The organism is Burkholderia sp. IDO3, assembly GCF_003366075.1.
Classification (GTDB): Bacteria; Pseudomonadota; Gammaproteobacteria; order Burkholderiales; family Burkholderiaceae; genus Burkholderia; species Burkholderia anthina.
Genome location: NZ_CP028963.1, coordinates 2,987,451 through 3,004,582, shown reverse-complemented (window position 1 = coordinate 3,004,582; position 17,132 = coordinate 2,987,451). Strand labels below are relative to the sequence as shown.

The following is a 17,132-nucleotide window of genomic DNA, read 5'->3' as shown; positions in this document are numbered from 1 at the left end:
CGTTATTGGTTTCGTGAACGCTTGCGAAGAAGGCGAATGCACTGCCAGATGAACCACGGCAGGCTGGCAAATAGCATGGCGAAGTAGAGCCATGAACCGAGTCGCAGATAGCCGAGATCGCCTGCATATCGATCGATCAGCCACATCGGGATGACGAAGGGAAACAGACGAAGCAACAGCCATGCGACTGCCAGCGGGTAATCGACCACTGCTTTCCCAAGCCATTCACCTGCATCCGTGATGTCGAGCGTTTCGACAATCCGGTCGTTGCGCGAAATCTGCTTTTTCTCGAAAGGCATGGTCGTTCCTTATCGTGCGATGGTCATACTCGCGATGGCAGTCATCGGCGGATTCGCATACAGGGTCTTGAGAACCGGATAGGCTCGGTCGGTGCAGAGTGCCCCGTTGCAGTTGCCACCACTGCCTTCACCGAAGCCGTCAAAGTGATTGGTCAGCCCAAGTGCGTGCAACAGTTCGTGCTCAACCAGCGGTTCAAACGGCTGGCAGTTCCCATTGCTGAAATCGACATCGACATTGAACGTCGCACGCGGATCGATAAGCGGACTGGAATCCACTTCGGCTTGCCAGTCAGAGGAGAGAGGCGGATCGATGGAATAGGTCGGATCAACCCACAGCCCAAACATGCTTTGTTTGTTGGCGTAGACCTCACCGCAGTTGTTCGGCTCACTGGAACCTTGGGTCGGGGGTGTGTCGTTGTTGAAGACGATACCCCGAGTCACCGATGTCGGATTCGTTGTCGCCGGCAGCCGGTTGAACAAGGTCTTACCAACCGCCGCTTCCAGATTGTTGAGTGCCGTCGTCAGTTCGGGCCTGCCACTGGTATCCAGAATCGGAATCAGTCCATCGCGCTCGATGTTCCAGCGATAGGAATGAGCACCGTCCACACTGCCTTTGTAGGGATTGCCGATCGCGCCGTATGCCTGCGAGGTATCCCAAATCGGCGTGTTGCTCGTCGTGCTCTGGCTGGTGGCGATGTCAGCCAGGATTTGAGAGTCGGACGGGACAACCGGTGACGATGCGCCACCGCTCGGCGAACTGGTTTGGTTGTTGCCACTGCCCCCACTATTACCGTTGTTATCGCTTCCGCCGCCACCACCACAGGCAGCTACAAAAATTGGGGCCAGCAGGATGAAACACAGGTGTCTACGCATAGTCGTTTCCGGCGCAATATGATGGTTTTGCATCACGTATCAGGGCGAGGTTGTCCATATGTGATGCAAAAGCCGTGGATGCGAACGCATCATACCGGAATTATTCGGGCCATGTCAGCAAGTCTGAAGGGTCCCGATCCATCGCAAAAACTCGCCTCGCTCAGAGACGTGCTGGCTTATAACGTGCGCGCTTATCGGGTGAAGAGGCTGTTGTCGCAGGAACAACTTGGGTTTACTGCGGGCCTTGATCGGACATTTGTAAGCCAGGTCGAGCGAGCTCGAATCAATGTATCGCTGGATAACATTGAAAAACTGGCTGCTGCGCTCGACGTGCCAGCGGCAAATCTGCTTCAGTGGCCGAAGCCGTAAGGGCTGCGTGTGGACAGTCGGCTGTCCGGTCTACCAAAACAAGTTGATCGGGAAGGATGCTTTGTCGATTGCGTCCTTCAAGATTTCAAGTGGTTTTTTCTTCTGATAATGCGTGAAATGCGGGCTTGAGAAATCGATCTTGCTTTGCTCATAGTGCCCAACCAATCCCATGATGATGGCTGGATGAATGTTCTCGTTCGTGACGGCGTTGATGAAATTCGAGCGGAACGAATGGAATACCTTGCGCTCGTCGGTGATCCCGCGTGTGTCCAGATACTGTCCGAACCGGCGAGACGTGTTCTTTGAGTAACCGTTCTTGCCTTTCGTCAGGTGAGGGAAAAGCTGCGTGCCGCCGCTTGCTTTAACGCTATCGATGTAGGCGAAAAAGCCAGACCGAAGCACCACTTCAGGGATGGGAATCTTCCGGACGGAATTGACGTTCTTGGCGACATCCTCTTGTATGTCGAACACCCACACGCCATCGGCTTTGAAAATGCGATCCAGTGGCAGGCTCGTCAGTTCTTCCAGGCGAGCACCCGTGTAGAGGGCGATGAATGGCAACCAGTAGTAATCCGGCTTATCCATGAAGGCACGGTATGCGCTTTCCTCGAAGACGACGGCAAGCTCTTCCTCGGTGAACGGCTGGTAAGACTTTACCTGTTGCTTCAGCTTCGCCTTGTTCGAGATCTTCACCCTTTCAAATGGATTGGTTGTGAAGTAGAGATTGTTATCGACCGCATACTCGAAAAGCGATCGCATGAACGAGCAACGGGAATTGATTGAGCTCGCCGACACTGCTTTGCCGAGCAGCCGGTTCTTGTAGGCGATGGCTTCCTGAGGCGTGTAGGCGTTGATGTCCCGATCGCCAAAGAAGCTCTGGAATTCGTTATAGATGCGCTCTTTGTCATAGAGCGTTTTGGGAACGTTATCGAGTTTTTTCTCGTTCAGGTAGAGCGTGACCACGGCACTGAACTTCTCGCTGATTTGCTTCGGCGCTTGGGACTGTTGCTGGTGCTGCTGGATGAAGGCGGCCTTTTCGCGTTTGATATAGGCAGCCTGTTCCGCCACCGGAAGCGCCATGCTCGCCCGCACGATTTTCCCCATCTGCGCACCCATCGCTTCGGCAGTGAGTCCGGGATTGGCGGCCTCAAAGGCAGCTTTCTTCTCGTCAAGTGCGGCATCGAACTGGGCTTCTGATTTGAAACCCATGTTTTGCAGAATGTCCTTCACGATCCCGACATCGCCAGGCTTGATGTCCTTGAAGCTGACTTCGCCGGTCGGGCTGATGTTCAGATCGAGCTTCCGCAGGTCTTTGTCGTTGAGATCGAAAGGGTTGGACATCGCAAGCTGAAGATTCAGTGACAGAGCCGAAATTCTAGCTTGGCGGAAGTCCTTGGTTCCGAGAGAACGGCGGATTTTCTGCTTGTTATGGATGACGCGAAGGTAATAGACGCCGTGACGCGAGCGGTAGAGACGGGGCAACTTGTGCATGGGAATGACCCACCAAGTGACCCACCGAATGAGAAAATCCCCATGTAACCGATTGATTACATGGGGATTTTTGCAACTGGTGGCGAATCAGGGACTCGAACCCCGGACCTGCGGATTATGATTCCGTCGCTCTAACCGACTGAGCTAATTCGCCGAAGACTTGAATTATGTAGATGTGCCGCCCGGCTGTCAACACCTTTTTCCATCTTCCCTGAAAAAAAGTGCCGGCGGCCCGTTCGGGCCAGGATAGCGGGCGGGGTGCCGCCCGCTATCCTGCCTCAGTCCTGCGCGTAGATATTGGAGTCCTTCGTCTCCTTGACGAACAGCAGGCCGATCACGAACGTGACCAGCGCGATCACGATCGGATACCAGAGCCCCGAGTAGATGTCGCCCTTCGCCGCGACGATCGCGAACGCGGTCGCCGGCAGGAAACCGCCGAACCAGCCGTTGCCGATGTGGTACGGCAGCGACATCGACGTATAGCGGATCCGCGTCGGGAACATCTCGACCAGCATCGCGGCGATCGGGCCGTAGACCATCGTCACGTAGATCACGAGGATCGTCAGGATCACGATCGTCATCGGCCAGTTGAGCTGCGCCGGGTCGGCCTTGGCCGGATAGCCCGCCGCCTTCAGCGTCGACGCGAGTGTCTTGTCGAACGCCGCGCCCTGCGTCTTCGCATCGGCCGCCTTGCCGTCATAGGCCGGGATCACCGTGTCGCCCACCTTGATCTCGGCGGTCGCGCCCGCCGGCGCCGCGACGTTCTCGTAGTTCAGGCCGGCCTTCGCAAGCGCGCCTTTCGCGATGTCGCACGAGTTCGTGAACTTCGACGTGCCCACCGGGTTGAACTGGAACGAGCAGGTGGCCGGGTCGGCGACGACCGTGATCGGCGACTTCTGCGTCGCGAGCTCGAGCTGCGGGTTCGCGTAGTGCGTGAGCGCCTTGAACAGCGGGAAGTAGGTGAGCGCCGCGATCAGGCAGCCGGCGAGAATGATCGGCTTGCGGCCGATCCGGTCCGACAGCGAGCCGAAAAACAGGAAGAACGGCGTGCCGATCAGGAGCGCGAGCGCGATCAGGATGTTCGCGCTGGAGCCGTCGACCTTCAGCGTCTGCGTGAGGAAGAACAGCGCGTAGAACTGGCCCGTGTACCAGACGACGGCCTGGCCGGCGGTCAGGCCGACGAGCGCGAGGATCACGATCTTCAGGTTCTTCCACTGGCCGAATGCTTCGGTCAGCGGCGCCTTCGACGTCTTGCCTTCCGCCTTGATGCGCAGGAACACCGGCGATTCGTTCAGTTGCATCCGGATCCACACCGACACCGCGAGCAGCAGGATCGACGCGATGAACGGCACGCGCCAGCCCCAGTTGCCGAACGCTTCCTCGCCGATGAAGGTGCGCACGCCGAGGATCACGAGCAGCGACAGGAACAGGCCGAGCGTCGCGGTCGTCTGGATCCACGCGGTGTAGAAGCCGCGCCGGTTCGCCGGTGCATGTTCGGCGACGTAGGTCGCTGCGCCGCCGTACTCGCCGCCGAGCGCGAGGCCCTGCAGCAGCCGCATCGCGATGAAGATCACCGGAGCGGCGATGCCGATCGACGTGTAGCCGGGCAGGAAGCCGACCACGAACGTCGAGATGCCCATGATCACGATCGTCACGAGGAACGTGTGCTTGCGGCCGACGAGGTCGCCGAGCCGGCCGAACACGATCGCGCCGAACGGTCGTACGGCGAAGCCGGCCGCGAAGCCGAGCAGCGTGAAGATGAACGCGGCGGTCGGATTGACCCCGGAGAAGAAGCTCTTGCTGATGTAGGCCGCGAGCGAGCCGGCCAGGTAAAAGTCGTACCACTCGAACACGGTGCCGAGCGACGATGCGAAGATCACCTTCTTTTCTTCGCCCGTCATCGGCGAGTGCGAAATTTGCCCGCCTAACGTTGCCATGAATCGTCTCCAAGTCCCTTGATATAGATATGCGGCCGCCTTGGGTGGGCGGGCCTGTCGACGATTATTGGCAGGGAAACTTACGGCGCACTGACTCGCGCATGCAAAACGACTGCGCGTTAACCCGCGAAGAACCGGCTGCTTCGCGTCCCGATCGTGTCGCGAACGGGCGATAAAACGGCGGTTTCGAAGCGATCGCGCCGGCCGGGCGGGATGGGCCCGGCGCGCGTGTCAGGATGGATCGGGCGCGGCGCCCGACAGCGGCAGGCTGATGCGCACGAGCGTGCCGGCGAGGCGCGGCGCGTGCTGATAGACGTGATCGTCGAGCGTCAGCGTGCCGCCATGCTGCGCGGCGATTTCGCGCACGATCGCGAGCCCCAGCCCGCTGCCGTCGCCTTCGCGGCCGAGGATCCGGTAGAAGCGCTCGACGACGCGCTCGCGTTCGCCGGCCGGGATGCCGGGCCCGGTATCCTCGACTTCGAGATGCACGCGCCGCGCCGCATGGTCGGCGCGCACGCGCACGGTGATTTGACCGCCTTCGGGCGTGTAGCGGATCGCGTTGTCGACGAGGTTGCCGAGCATCTCGCGCAGCATCACGGGATGGCCGTCGACGTCGAGCGGCGCGTCGTCCTCGGGGCTTTCGTAGCCGAGGTCCATCCGTTTCGCGAGCGCGGCCTGCACCCAGTCGCGCACCGTGCGCCGCGCGAGCGAGCCGATCTCGACCGGCTCGAACGTCAGCCCGCTCGCACGGTTCTCGGCGCGTGCGAGCGCAAGCAGTTGCGTGACGAGCCGTGCGGCCTGCTCGGAGCTCGTCGCGATCTGCTCGAGCGAGCGCTGCACGTCGGGCGGCACGGGGTGGCGCAGCGCGAATTCGGCCTGCGTGCGCAAGCCGGCGAGCGGCGTCTTCATCTGGTGCGCGGCGTCGGCGATGAAGCGCTTTTGCAGCGCCATGTTCTGTTCGAGGCGCGCAAGCAGGTCGTTGAACGACGTGACGAGCGGCTCGATCTCGGGCGGCGCGCGCTGCGCCTCGACGGGCGACAGGTCGTCGGGCCGCCGCGCGCGGATGTGCGCCTGCAGCGCGTTGAGCGGCGCGAGCCCGCGCGACAGCCCGAACCACACGAGCAGGATCGCGAGCGGCAGGATCACGAACTGCGGCAGGATCACGCCCTTGATGATGTCGTTCGCGAGTGCATTGCGCTTGTCGAGCGTCTCGCCGACCTGCACGAGCACCGGTTGCGTGTCGCTCGACTGCGGCAGCGCGACGGTCGTATACGCGACGCGCACGTCGTTGCCGCGCAGCAGGTCGTCGCGGAACACGACGACGCCCGGCGGCGGGCGATCCTCGTCGCGCGGCAGCGGCATGTCGGCTTCGCCCGCGACCAGTTCGCCGCGCGTGCCGAGTACCTGGAAGTAGACGCTGTCGACGTTGTCCGCGCGCAGGAAGTCGCGTGTCTGCTGCGGCAGCGTCAGCTCGGCGACGCCGTTGACCGGATGGATCTGCCGCGCGAGCACATATGCATTGGTTTCGAGCGCGCGGTCGAACGGGCCGTTCGCGATCGTCTTCGCGACGAGATAGGTGACGGCGATGCTCATCGGCCACAGCAGCAGGAGCGGCGCGAGCATCCAGTCGAGGATTTCGCCGAACAGCGAGCGGGGGCGCGCGGCTTCGGGCGTGTCGATTTCGTCGGGTGGCGCGAACGGGTTCTCGTAGCGCGCGTCGCGCGCCACGTCGGCGGCGGACGGCTGCTCGCCGCTCGGATGACGGGAATGGGACGGCGTGGCCATCGCGGCGACGGCCGGGGTCAGCGCAGCGGCGTGCCGGCCGCCGTGGGCTGGGGCGCTGCCGTGTCGGCCGGCGCCGCGGGTGCGACTTTCTCGAGGCAGTAGCCGAGGCCGCGCACGGTGGAGATCCGCACGCCGCTCGGCTCGATCTTCTTGCGCAGCCGGTGCACGTACACTTCGATCGCGTTGTTGCTGACTTCCTCGCCCCATTCGCACAGATGGTCGACGAGCTGCTCCTTCGACACGAGCCGGCCGATGCGCTGCAGCAGCACTTCGAGCAGGCCGAGTTCGCGCGCGGACAGGTCGAGCACGCGCTCGTTCGCATACGCGATGCGGCCGACCTGGTCGAACGCGAGCGAGCCGTGGCGCACGACGGTCGGGCCGCCGCCCGCGCCGCGCCGGGTCAGCGCGCGCACGCGCGCCTCGAGCTCGTTGAGCGCGAACGGCTTGGCCATGTAATCGTCCGCGCCGAGATCGAGCCCCTTCACGCGCTCGTCGACGCTGTCGGCGGCGGTGAGGATCAGCACGGGGAGGTTGGAATTGCGCGCGCGCAGGCGCCTCAGCACGTCGAGCCCGGACATTTTGGGCAGCCCGAGATCGAGGATCAGCAGGTCGAAAGCCTGCATCGACAGCGCGGTATCGGCGTCGACGCCGCTCTTCACGTGGTCGACCGCATAGCCCGATTGGCGGAGTGACCGGGTGAGGCCGTCCGCGAGTATGCTGTCGTCTTCGGCGATGAGAATTCGCATGTTGCTGACCGGTGGCCGGCGGGGCGTTCGCGCCGGCGCGGCTGTCTCCGAAGTTATTCGTGTACGACGCAACCCGCATTGCGGGCTTGCATAAAACACTGTTTTTTTATACAGTGTCTGCATTCGTGGGCGGCGCTTGAAAGCGGGCGCGCCTCTAACAGACGCTGCTCATCATAGCAAAGGACGATTCATGGAAGATAGCAAGAAGGGCTCCGGGATGACCGCCGAGAAGAGCAAGGCGCTGGCGGCCGCACTCGCGCAGATCGAGAAGCAGTTCGGCAAAGGGTCGATCATGCGGATGGGCGACGGCGAAGCGACCGAAGACATCCAGGTCGTCTCCACGGGCTCGCTGGGTCTCGACATCGCGCTCGGCGTCGGCGGCCTGCCGCGCGGCCGGGTGGTCGAGATCTACGGTCCGGAATCGTCGGGTAAAACCACGCTCACGCTGCAGGTCATCGCCGAACTGCAGAAGCTGGGCGGAACGGCAGCCTTCATCGACGCCGAGCACGCGCTCGACGTCCAGTACGCGTCGAAGCTCGGCGTGAACGTGCCGGAGCTGCTGATCTCGCAGCCGGACACCGGCGAGCAGGCGCTCGAAATCACCGATGCGCTGGTGCGCTCGGGCTCGATCGACATGATCGTCATCGACTCGGTCGCGGCGCTCGTGCCGAAGGCCGAAATCGAAGGCGAGATGGGCGATTCGCTGCCGGGCCTGCAGGCTCGCCTGATGTCGCAGGCGCTGCGCAAGCTGACGGGTACGATCAAGCGCACGAACTGCCTCGTGATCTTCATCAACCAGATCCGGATGAAGATCGGCGTGATGTTCGGCAACCCGGAAACCACGACGGGCGGCAACGCGCTGAAATTCTATGCGTCGGTGCGTCTCGATATCCGCCGGATCGGCTCGATCAAGAAGAACGACGAGGTGATCGGCAACGAAACCCGCGTGAAGGTCGTCAAGAACAAGGTGTCGCCGCCGTTCCGCGAAGCGATCTTCGACATCCTGTACGGTGAAGGCATTTCGCGTCAGGGCGAGATCATCGATCTCGGCGTGCAGGCGAAGATCGTCGACAAGGCAGGCGCCTGGTACAGCTACAACGGCGAGAAGATCGGTCAGGGCAAGGACAACGCGCGTGAATTCCTGCGCGAGAATCCGGAAATCGCCCGCGAGATCGAAAACCGCATTCGTGAATCGCTCGGCGTCGTCGCAATGCCGGATGGCGCAGGCAACGAAGCCGAGGCGATGGACGAAGAAGAGTGATGGTCGGGCGCCGAGGTCAGGCTGGCGAACCGGAGCAGAGCGACGCGCCCGAAACGGCGGGCCGTTCCGGCCGGCGAACCGGGTCCTCGGGCACCCACCGGCGGGTCGCGGGCAGTCAGGCCGCGAACCGCACCGCGACGAGGGCATCCGACGATGCCCTCGTTTCGTTTCAGATTGCCGCGCCGGTCGATCCGTTCGACGACGACGAATCGTTCGACGCGCACGACCGGCCGCGCCGTCGCGTGTCCGGCGTCAGCTTCCCGGGTGAGCGCGCAGCCAGTGCCGCGGCGCCGGTTGCGGAAGACGTCTATACCCGCAGCAGCCAGCATCCCCGCCGCACGCGCCGCGCGTCCGGTGCTTCTTCCGGCGACGAGCCGGGCGCGAGCGCGCGCAAGTCGTCGAAGCCGCCGCGTTCGCTGAAGGGCCGTGCACTCGGCTATCTGTCCCGGCGCGAGTACAGCCGCGCCGAGCTCGCACGCAAGCTCGCGCCGTACGTCGGCGAGGACGAATCGGTCGAACCGGTGCTCGATGCGCTGGAAAAGGATGGCTGGTTGTCCGATGCGCGCTTTGCCGAGAGCCTCGTGCATCGCCGTGCATCGCGTGTCGGGGTCGCGCGCATCGTCAGCGAACTGAAGCGCCATGCGGTCGGCGACAGTCTCGTCGAGGAAGTGAATGCACAATTGCGCGAGACCGAGTTGACACGCGCGCAGGCCGTCTGGCGCAAGAAATTCGGTGCACTGCCGCAAACGCCGGCCGAGCGTGCGAAGCAGGCGCGCTTTCTTGCCGCGCGCGGCTTCTCGAGCGCGACCATCGTGAAATTGCTGAAAGTCGGCGACGATTTCCCGATCGACGACTGACCGGTTCAGTCACGCGCGCGGCGCGCGATTTTGCTGCAATGCAACCATCGATGGACAGCGGGGAATACCCGCCGTCGCGGCAGGCTGCCTCAAATACCCAATATGCTAAAATCCATGGGTTTTCCTCTTCGGCCTCAACCTCCAGCATGCCGCTATCCGAGCCCGTGCCCCGTCAGTTGCGACATCGACGCGCAATCCGAGCGGAAGCTTACGAGCGCGGCGACGGCTTGTGGGACATCGAAGCCTGCCTGACCGACCACAAGCCGCGCGATGTCGCGCTTGCGTCGGGCATCCGGCCCCAGGGCCTGCCGATCCACGAACTCTGGCTGCGCGTGACTATCGATCGTGACCTCAATGTCGTCGACGCCGAAGCGTCTTCGGAATGGGTTCCCTATCCCGGTCACTGTCAATCCGCCCCGCCTGCCTATCGGGCCCTCATCGGGCTCAATCTCTTCCGCAATTTCCGCCGCAACGCGAACCGGCTGCTCGCCGGCGTCGCAGGCTGCTCCCATCTCACCGAACTGTGCGCCGTGCTGCCGACCGCAGCGATCCAGGCGTTCGCCGGTGACGTATGGAACGTGCGCGAAGAGGGCGGCGAAGGGCCGGATCACGACGCCGCGCACGCCGAACCGCCTTTCCAGCTCGGCCGCTGCCGGGCGTTGCGGTTCGACGGCGAGGTCGTGCGGCAGTACTACCCGCGCTGGTATGGCGCGGGCCGGCCGGACGTGCCCGGTGATGGCAGCACGAAGGAATGAACGGAAATCATTCGAAGAAGCGTCTTAAGCGACATTTCATCCAACTCTCAGACTGAAGGGAATCACGCATGAAGATTCACGAGTACCAGGGTAAGGAAATCCTGCGGAAATTCGGCGTCGCGGTACCGCGCGGCAAGCCGGCGTTCTCGGTTGACGAGGCCGTCAAGGTGGCAGAAGAGCTCGGCGGCCCGGTATGGGTCGTGAAGGCTCAGATTCACGCGGGTGGCCGTGGCAAGGGCGGCGGCGTGAAGGTGGCGAAGTCGATCGAGCAGGTTCGCGAATACGCGAACCAGATTCTCGGCATGCAACTCGTCACGCACCAGACCGGTCCGGAAGGCCAGAAGGTCAACCGTCTGATGATCGAAGAAGGCGCCGACATCAAGCAGGAACTGTATGTCAGCCTCGTCGTCGATCGCGTGTCGCAGAAGATCGTTCTGATGGGTTCGAGCGAAGGCGGCATGGACATCGAAGAAGTCGCCGAAAAGCACCCGGAACTGATCCACAAGGTCATCGTGGAACCGTCGACCGGCCTGCTCGACGCGCAAGCCGACGACCTCGCCGCGAAGATCGGCGTGCCGGCTGCTTCGATCCCGCAAGCGCGCGCGATCCTGCAAGGCCTGTACAAGGCATTCTGGGAAACCGACGCGTCGCTGGCTGAAATCAACCCGCTGAACGTTTCCGGCGACGGCAAGGTCACCGCACTCGACGCGAAGTTCAACTTCGACTCGAACGCGCTGTTCCGCCATCCGGAAATCGTCGCGTACCGCGATCTGGACGAAGAAGATCCGGCTGAAATCGAAGCGTCGAAGTTCGACCTCGCGTACATCTCGCTCGACGGCAACATCGGCTGTCTCGTGAACGGCGCCGGCCTCGCAATGGCGACGATGGACACCATCAAGCTGTTCGGCGGCGAGCCGGCGAACTTCCTGGACGTCGGCGGTGGCGCGACGACCGAGAAGGTCACGGAAGCGTTCAAGCTGATGCTGAAGAACCCGGGCCTGAAGGCAATCCTCGTGAACATCTTCGGCGGCATCATGCGCTGCGACGTGATCGCCGAAGGCGTGATCGCCGGTTCGAAGGCCGTGAACCTGAACGTGCCGCTCGTCGTGCGCATGAAGGGCACGAACGAGGACCTCGGCAAGAAGATGCTGGCCGATTCGGGCCTGCCGATCATTTCGGCGGACAGCATGGAAGAGGCTGCGCAGAAGGTTGTCGCGGCTGCCGCAGGTAAGTAAGCGGGCGCTAATGAACACGCATGGCGGCGCGGTTTGCACGCGACGCCAATCGAACAGAGGTCAAAATACATGTCGATTCTGATCAACAAGGACACGAAGGTCATCACGCAGGGCATTACCGGCAAAACCGGTCAGTTCCATACGCGCGCCTGCCGTGAATACGCAAACGGCCGCGAAGCATTCGTCGCGGGCGTGAACCCGAAGAAGGCCGGCGAAGATTTCGAAGGCATTCCGATCTACGCAAGCGTCAAGGAAGCGAAGGCAGAAACCGGCGCAACCGTGTCGGTCATCTACGTTCCGCCGGCAGGCGCAGCGGCTGCGATCTGGGAAGCGGTCGAAGCCGACCTGGATCTCGCGATCTGCATCACGGAAGGCATTCCCGTCCGTGACATGATCGAAGTGAAGGACCGCATGCGTCGCGAAGGCCGCAAGACGCTGCTGCTCGGACCGAACTGCCCGGGCACGATTACGCCGGACGAACTGAAGATCGGCATCATGCCGGGTCACATCCACCGCAAGGGCCGCATCGGCGTCGTGTCGCGTTCGGGCACGCTGACGTATGAAGCCGTTGCACAGCTGACGGCGCTGGGCCTCGGCCAGTCGTCGGCAGTCGGTATCGGCGGCGACCCGATCAACGGTCTGAAGCACATCGACGTGATGAAGATGTTCAACGACGATCCGGATACGGACGCGGTCGTGATGATCGGCGAAATCGGCGGTCCGGACGAAGCCAACGCCGCCGAGTGGATCAAGGACAACATGAAGAAGCCGGTCGTCGGCTTCATCGCGGGTGTCACGGCGCCTCCGGGCAAGCGCATGGGCCACGCCGGCGCGCTGATCTCGGGCGGTGCGGATACGGCCGAAGCGAAGCTGGAAATCATGGAAGCGTGCGGCATCACCGTCACGCGCAACCCGTCGGAAATGGGCCGTCTGCTGAAGAAGGCGCTGTAATTTCCGTCTGGTTCACCCCGCAGAAAACGCCGGCCATGCCGGCGTTTTTTGTTATGCTCGACGAAATGATTTTGTAAGGACCGGGCAGGCTCGATGCGTGTCTCGGCGATGAACCGGGTCGCCTGTCCGACAGTCGTTGCCCCGCACCGGATACCGCTCATGCTTGAATTCCTGACGTCGCTGCACTGGGGCGCCGTGCTTCAGATCGTCATCATCGACATTCTGCTCGGCGGCGACAACGCGGTCGTGATCGCGCTCGCGTGCCGCAACCTGCCGGCCAGCCAGCGGCTGCGCGGCATCGTGTGGGGTACGGCCGGCGCGATCCTGCTGCGTGTCGCGCTGATCGCATTCGCGGTCGTGCTGCTCGACGTCCCGTTCCTGAAATTCGGCGGCGGCCTGCTGCTGCTGTGGATCGGCATCAAGCTGATGGTGCCGAACGCCGATGCGCACGACAACGTGAAGCCGGCCGACCGGCTGTGGGACGCGGTGAAGACGATCGTGATCGCCGATGCGGTGATGAGCCTCGACAACGTCGTCGCGATCGCGGGCGCGGCCGAACAGGCCGATCCGTCGCACCGGCTTGCGCTCGTGATCTTCGGGCTCGTCGTCAGCGTGCCGATCATCGTGTGGGGCAGCACGCTGGTGCTGAAGCTGCTCGACCGCTTTCCGATCGTCGTCACGTTCGGCGCGGGGTTGCTCGGCTGGATCGCGGGCGGGCTGATCGTGCACGACCCGGTGGCCGATCGCTGGCCCGTCCTCGATACGCCGGCCGCGATCTACGGCGCGAGTGTCGCCGGCGCATTGTTCGTCGTGGCGACCGGTTACGCGCTCAGGCGCCGTCGCGGCGTTCCGCACGCGCACTGACGTTGGCCGTCCGGCCGAGTGCCGGATTCGCAGCCCGCTGGCTACGATCGAAACGCCTGCCTGGATCGGCAGGCGTTTTTCGTTTCCGGAGCCTGTCATGTTCGAAGCCTTTTCCGTTTCCCTGTTTCGTCGTCTTGCCGCCGATCTGCGGCGCGCCCATCGGACGGTGCCGCGCTGGCGGCCGGCCGGCTTCACGCTGATCGAACTGATGATCGTGCTTGCGATCGTCGGCGTGATCGCGGCCTATGCGATTCCCGCGTACCAGGATTACCTGGCGCGTTCGCGTGTCGGCGAAGGGCTCGCGCTCGCGTCGTCCGCGCGGCTCGCGGTCGCCGACAACGCCGCGAGCGGCGCGAGCCTCGACGGCGGCTACAGCCCGCCAGCGGCCACCCGCAACGTCGAATCCGTCGTCATCGACGGCGAGACGGGCCAGATCACGGTGGCATTCACGACGCGCGTCGCCGCGGCCGGTGTGAATACGCTGGTGCTGGTGCCGTCCGCGCCCGACAAGGCCGATACGCCGACCGCGCGCGTGCCGCTTAAAAAGGGCGCGATGCAGGCCGGCGCGATCGCATGGGAATGTTTTGCCGCCGGAAAGGACGCGTCGTCGCTGCCGGCGCCGGGTGCCGGCCCGTTGCCTGCGGAGGCTGCGACGTTGCCCGCGAAATATGCGCCGGCGGAGTGCCGCGCGTAGCATCGGCGGCGATGCGGGCCGGCGCAGCCCGGCGGGCATGGTGCGGCCTTTGCCGCGCCTGTCGGCCGCGCGGGTCGTGTGCCTGTCGTGCGATGGCGCGACAGGCCCGCACAGAGCAGGGAAAGTTTTGTATAGTGCGCCGGTTGCTGACATCCGGTTCGCTCATGCCCACTACTTTTTCCCGTTCGTTGCCGCTCGTTGCACTGGCTGTCGCCCTGATCGTGCCGTACGCGATCACGAATCACACGTATCCGATCCCGACCTTCTATTCAGAGTTTGCCGCGCTGGTGCTGTATATGCTGGTGGGCGTCTCCGTCGTGCTGCTCGCGGGCACGGGCCGCCCGGCCCAGCCGTTTGCCGCGCCGGCTGCTTTCGTCGCGCCGCTCGGGTTTGCGGCGGTGCTGATCGCGCAGGTTGCGCTGATGCCGCTGAAGGTGCCGTCGATGAACTGGCTGGCGGTCGGCTATCTCGCCGCGGCGCTGGTCGCGATGCAGGCCGGCTACACGCTCGCGCGCGAGGGGCTCGCGGAAGCCGTCGCGCGGATGATGGCCGGCGCGCTGCTGATCGGCGGGGTGTTCGCCGTCGCCAGCCAGATCGTGCAGTTGTTCCATCTCGAGTCCGTGGTGGCACCGTTCGTCGTCTCGTACAACATCACGGTCGATCGCCGCCCGTACGGCAACATGGCGCAGGCGAACCACCTGGCGACCTACATCGCGTTCGCGCTGGCGGGGGCGCTGTATCTGGTACAGACGCGCCGGCTTGCCGTCTGGGCGTGGCTTGCGTTGTCGATCGTACTGTCGGTCGGTCTCGCGCTGACCGTGTCGCGCGGGCCGTGGCTGCAGGTCGCGGTGATGGTGGTCGCGGGTTTCTGGATGGCGTGGCTCGAATCGCGTCGCGAGCCGGGCAACCGGCGCGCATGGCTGATGCCGGTCGTGCTCGCGGTGGCGTTCGTCGCGGTGAACGTCGCGGTGCGCTGGGCCAACGTGCATTTTCATCTGGGGCTCGCCGAGTCGGCGGCCGACCGGATGCGCGACGCCGGGCAGATCGCGCCGCGCCTCGCGCTGTGGAAGTACGGTCTCGCGATGTTCCGCGAGCACCCGCTGCTCGGCGTCGGCTGGGGCGAGTTCCCGTCGTACCAGTTCGCGCTCGTGCGCACGCTCGGCGGCGTCGAGATCGCGAACAACTCGCACGACATCTTCATCGACCTGCTCGCGAAGTCCGGGGTCGTCGGCCTCGGCGTGCTCGTCGTCGCGCTCGTGACGTGGTTCGTGCGTGCGGTGCGCGCGCCGCAGTCGAGCACGCGCGTGTTCGGCCTCGCGCTGATCGGTGTCCTGCTGATGCATGCGCTCGTCGAGTACCCGCAGCAATACATGTTCTTCCTGCTGCCCGCGATGTTCGTGATCGGTCTGCTCGAAGCGAAGCCGCTGCGGATCGTGCCGGGCCGCGCGGCGTTCGGGCTGTTCGCGGTGCTGTCGGTCGGCGGCGTGCTGGCGGCGGTGCCCGTCCTGCGCGACTACCAGCGTGCGGAAGTGCTGTATTACGGCAACGATCCGGCCGCGCAGTACCGCGACGCGCCGTCGCGGCTGTTCGGCGCGTGGGGCGACTACGGAGCGGCGACGCTGCTGCCCATTTCGCCGGACAACCTGCCGCTCAAGCTTGTCGCGCACGAGCGTGCGATCGCACTGCTGCCCGGCGAGACGGTGCTGCGTCGCTATGCAGTGCTGCAGGCGATGGCCGGTCGCGAAGCCGACGCGCTCGACACGGTCGCGCGCCTGCACGTGTTCGCGAAGGAACTGAAGGACTGGCCGCAGCAACTCGCGTCGCTGTACAAGCTGTGCGATCAGCAGCCGTCGTTGAGCGCGTTCAAGGCCGCCGTCGTCGCGAAGTACGGGGAAGTGCCGCCCGACGCGGACGACGACGACTCGGACGACGATTCCGACTGAAGCAGGTCGGCGCCGGGCGGGGCATCCCGGCGTGTTTCGTCTCGCGATGAAGCAGGGAAGCGGTGACGCGCCGAAGCGATGCGGCGATTGCTTCCCGCCGCGAATGGATGCGGGCCGGAACTGGCCTGATTCGCGTCAACCATTGTCAAATCGCCGCCATGGGCGGGGCGGTGCGTGCACAATGCGCGAAAGCGGTCGCGTGCATGGTTGCCCGTTGCGGGCCGCCGACGCGAAAGCAGCCCCGAGACATATCAGGGGAACCCGCCGAGCAGGATCGCGACCGATGCAACCATCGGTCGTGCGGCCGTAACGGGGCGCCGGTCCGATGGCCGCGGCGCAGGGCGATGCAGGCGATGCGGCCAAGTGCGGCCCGCCGGCGCGGCATTCGTCCGCAACAGTGCTGAAGAACGATATTCGACCATGGCTCTCCGCTCTACCTACCTGATCCTGCCTGCCGTCGCGGTGCTGTTTTCCGGCTGCGCGATGCTGTCGTCGTCGCAGGAAAGCAAGCTCACCTGCCACATCCCGCGTGCCGTCTACCCGGATGCCGCGAAGCCGCTCACGCGCCCGGTGACGGTGCTGGTGCGCGCGCTGATGACGACGTCGGGCGAAGCGCAGAACGTCACCGTGACGACGAGCAGCCGCAATGCGGCGGCCGACCGCGCCGCCGTCGATGCGATGACGCATGCGACCTGCGTGCAGACGGGCGCTACCGCGAATCCGTTCCTGCTGACCCAGCCGTTCGTATTCGAACCGCGACACACCGATTGATGCGAGGGCGGTGCGGACAATCAGGCCGCATCGCCCTTGTTTCGAACGAACCTCAGTGCTGCGGCATCGGGTTCGCGCCGTGTGACACGTCGGCTCGGCTGCATTGCGCAGCCCGAGCATCGTGAATCCGTTGTGTTGCTGTCGAATCAGCACGTAGCGCCGCGCGACCGCATTTCCGTCCTTGCCCGTCAGGTTCAGTTCGACCTGGAAGCGGTTCTTGCTGTCCGAGCAACCGCGCACCGGGCCGTAGGCGAAACCGATCTCGGGCGCGTTGCTTTCCGCGTTGAACGCCCTGCGTGCG

16 protein-coding genes, 1 tRNA gene and 1 pseudogene are annotated in these 17,132 nt (G+C 64.0%); 10 read left to right on the top strand and 8 right to left on the bottom strand.

Annotated elements, in window-relative coordinates:
• Window positions 1–2 precede the first annotated feature (2 nt).
• Window positions 3–299 (bottom strand): hypothetical protein, encoded by a 297-nt coding sequence (locus DCN14_RS28740; protein ID WP_096507164.1) that lies wholly within the window; start codon window positions 297–299, stop codon window positions 3–5.
• A 9-nt stretch (window positions 300–308) separates the two neighbouring features.
• Window positions 309–1,205 carry a hypothetical protein gene (locus DCN14_RS28735; protein ID WP_143331707.1) on the bottom strand — a complete coding sequence of 299 codons (897 nt, stop codon included), beginning with the start codon at window positions 1,203–1,205 and terminating at the stop codon, window positions 309–311.
• Window positions 1,206–1,283: 78 nt separating this feature from the next.
• On the opposite strand from DCN14_RS28735, the gene DCN14_RS28730 reads away from it, so the two are divergent.
• Entirely contained in the window at window positions 1,284–1,541 is a 258-nt protein-coding gene (locus DCN14_RS28730; RefSeq protein WP_096507166.1) for a helix-turn-helix transcriptional regulator, read from the top strand.
• Window positions 1,542–1,571: 30 nt separating this feature from the next.
• Here the strand turns inward: DCN14_RS28730 and DCN14_RS28725 are convergent, their stop codons facing one another.
• The 5 genes from DCN14_RS28725 to DCN14_RS28705 form a co-directional block, all read right to left on the bottom strand.
• The gene (locus tag DCN14_RS28725; RefSeq protein WP_096507167.1) at window positions 1,572–3,032 is read right to left on the bottom strand and encodes a site-specific integrase; all 1,461 of its coding nucleotides are present in this window, start codon (window positions 3,030–3,032) and stop codon (window positions 1,572–1,574) included.
• A gap of 77 nt (window positions 3,033–3,109) precedes the next feature.
• Window positions 3,110–3,186 (bottom strand) — tRNA-Met (locus tag DCN14_RS28720).
• A gap of 124 nt (window positions 3,187–3,310) precedes the next feature.
• On the bottom strand, window positions 3,311–4,969 hold the full coding sequence (locus tag DCN14_RS28715) for an MFS transporter (protein ID WP_096507168.1): 1,659 nt from the start codon (window positions 4,967–4,969) through the stop codon (window positions 3,311–3,313).
• A 231-nt stretch (window positions 4,970–5,200) separates the two neighbouring features.
• Window positions 5,201–6,754 carry a sensor histidine kinase gene (locus DCN14_RS28710; protein ID WP_096507169.1) on the bottom strand — a complete coding sequence of 518 codons (1,554 nt, stop codon included), beginning with the start codon at window positions 6,752–6,754 and terminating at the stop codon, window positions 5,201–5,203.
• A 17-nt stretch (window positions 6,755–6,771) separates the two neighbouring features.
• Window positions 6,772–7,500, bottom strand: a complete 729-nt coding sequence (locus tag DCN14_RS28705; RefSeq protein ID WP_096507170.1) for a response regulator transcription factor — start codon at window positions 7,498–7,500, stop codon at window positions 6,772–6,774.
• A 190-nt stretch (window positions 7,501–7,690) separates the two neighbouring features.
• On the opposite strand from DCN14_RS28705, the gene recA reads away from it, so the two are divergent.
• From recA to DCN14_RS28655, 9 genes are all read left to right on the top strand, one after another.
• Window positions 7,691–8,761, top strand: a complete 1,071-nt coding sequence (recA, locus tag DCN14_RS28700) for a recombinase RecA (protein WP_096507171.1) — start codon at window positions 7,691–7,693, stop codon at window positions 8,759–8,761.
• Complete coding sequence (gene recX / locus DCN14_RS28695; protein WP_096507172.1) at window positions 8,761–9,618, top strand: recombination regulator RecX; 858 nt, start codon at window positions 8,761–8,763, stop codon at window positions 9,616–9,618. The genes recA and recX overlap by 1 nt, the downstream gene beginning before the upstream one ends.
• A 146-nt stretch (window positions 9,619–9,764) precedes the next feature.
• Entirely contained in the window at window positions 9,765–10,373 is a 609-nt protein-coding gene (locus DCN14_RS28690; RefSeq protein WP_096507173.1) for a DUF2889 domain-containing protein, read from the top strand.
• A 68-nt stretch (window positions 10,374–10,441) separates the two neighbouring features.
• Window positions 10,442–11,608 (top strand): ADP-forming succinate--CoA ligase subunit beta, encoded by a 1,167-nt coding sequence (gene sucC, locus DCN14_RS28685; protein WP_006491644.1) that lies wholly within the window; start codon window positions 10,442–10,444, stop codon window positions 11,606–11,608.
• Between the two features lie 69 nt (window positions 11,609–11,677).
• Complete coding sequence (sucD, locus tag DCN14_RS28680; RefSeq protein ID WP_006477916.1) at window positions 11,678–12,559, top strand: succinate--CoA ligase subunit alpha; 882 nt, start codon at window positions 11,678–11,680, stop codon at window positions 12,557–12,559.
• A gap of 159 nt (window positions 12,560–12,718) precedes the next feature.
• Window positions 12,719–13,423: a TerC family protein gene (locus tag DCN14_RS28675; RefSeq protein WP_096507174.1), complete on the top strand. Its 705-nt coding sequence runs from the start codon at window positions 12,719–12,721 to the stop codon at window positions 13,421–13,423.
• Window positions 13,424–13,520: 97 nt separating this feature from the next.
• Complete coding sequence (locus DCN14_RS28670; RefSeq protein WP_096507175.1) at window positions 13,521–14,117, top strand: pilin; 597 nt, start codon at window positions 13,521–13,523, stop codon at window positions 14,115–14,117.
• A gap of 164 nt (window positions 14,118–14,281) precedes the next feature.
• Window positions 14,282–16,060 (top strand): Wzy polymerase domain-containing protein, encoded by a 1,779-nt coding sequence (locus DCN14_RS28665; protein ID WP_096507213.1) that lies wholly within the window; start codon window positions 14,282–14,284, stop codon window positions 16,058–16,060.
• A gap of 420 nt (window positions 16,061–16,480) precedes the next feature.
• Window positions 16,481–16,831 (top strand): TonB family protein, encoded by a 351-nt coding sequence (locus tag DCN14_RS28655; protein ID WP_096507176.1) that lies wholly within the window; start codon window positions 16,481–16,483, stop codon window positions 16,829–16,831.
• Window positions 16,832–16,883: 52 nt separating this feature from the next.
• Here DCN14_RS28655 and DCN14_RS38820 read toward each other — a convergent pair.
• Window positions 16,884–17,131 (bottom strand): annotated as a pseudogene (locus tag DCN14_RS38820) (hypothetical protein); the annotation flags it as partial.
• Between the last annotated feature and the right edge of the window lies 1 nt (window position 17,132).

Coding starts and splice junctions, on each gene's coding strand:
- DCN14_RS28655 (WP_096507176.1), top strand. CDS start 16,481: ATGGCTCTCCGCTCTACCTACCTGATCCTGCCTGCCGTCGCGGTGCTG.
- recA (WP_096507171.1), top strand. CDS start 7,691: ATGGAAGATAGCAAGAAGGGCTCCGGGATGACCGCCGAGAAGAGCAAG.
- sucC (WP_006491644.1), top strand. CDS start 10,442: ATGAAGATTCACGAGTACCAGGGTAAGGAAATCCTGCGGAAATTCGGC.
- DCN14_RS28670 (WP_096507175.1), top strand. CDS start 13,521: ATGTTCGAAGCCTTTTCCGTTTCCCTGTTTCGTCGTCTTGCCGCCGAT.
- sucD (WP_006477916.1), top strand. CDS start 11,678: ATGTCGATTCTGATCAACAAGGACACGAAGGTCATCACGCAGGGCATT.
- DCN14_RS28730 (WP_096507166.1), top strand. CDS start 1,284: ATGTCAGCAAGTCTGAAGGGTCCCGATCCATCGCAAAAACTCGCCTCG.
- recX (WP_096507172.1), top strand. CDS start 8,761: ATGGTCGGGCGCCGAGGTCAGGCTGGCGAACCGGAGCAGAGCGACGCG.
- DCN14_RS28710 (WP_096507169.1), bottom strand. CDS start 6,754: ATGGCCACGCCGTCCCATTCCCGTCATCCGAGCGGCGAGCAGCCGTCC.
- DCN14_RS28675 (WP_096507174.1), top strand. CDS start 12,719: ATGCTTGAATTCCTGACGTCGCTGCACTGGGGCGCCGTGCTTCAGATC.
- DCN14_RS28740 (WP_096507164.1), bottom strand. CDS start 299: ATGCCTTTCGAGAAAAAGCAGATTTCGCGCAACGACCGGATTGTCGAA.
- DCN14_RS28690 (WP_096507173.1), top strand. CDS start 9,765: ATGCCGCTATCCGAGCCCGTGCCCCGTCAGTTGCGACATCGACGCGCA.
- DCN14_RS28735 (WP_143331707.1), bottom strand. CDS start 1,205: ATGCAAAACCATCATATTGCGCCGGAAACGACTATGCGTAGACACCTG.
- DCN14_RS28715 (WP_096507168.1), bottom strand. CDS start 4,969: ATGGCAACGTTAGGCGGGCAAATTTCGCACTCGCCGATGACGGGCGAA.
- DCN14_RS28725 (WP_096507167.1), bottom strand. CDS start 3,032: ATGCACAAGTTGCCCCGTCTCTACCGCTCGCGTCACGGCGTCTATTAC.
- DCN14_RS28705 (WP_096507170.1), bottom strand. CDS start 7,500: ATGCGAATTCTCATCGCCGAAGACGACAGCATACTCGCGGACGGCCTC.
- DCN14_RS28665 (WP_096507213.1), top strand. CDS start 14,282: ATGCCCACTACTTTTTCCCGTTCGTTGCCGCTCGTTGCACTGGCTGTC.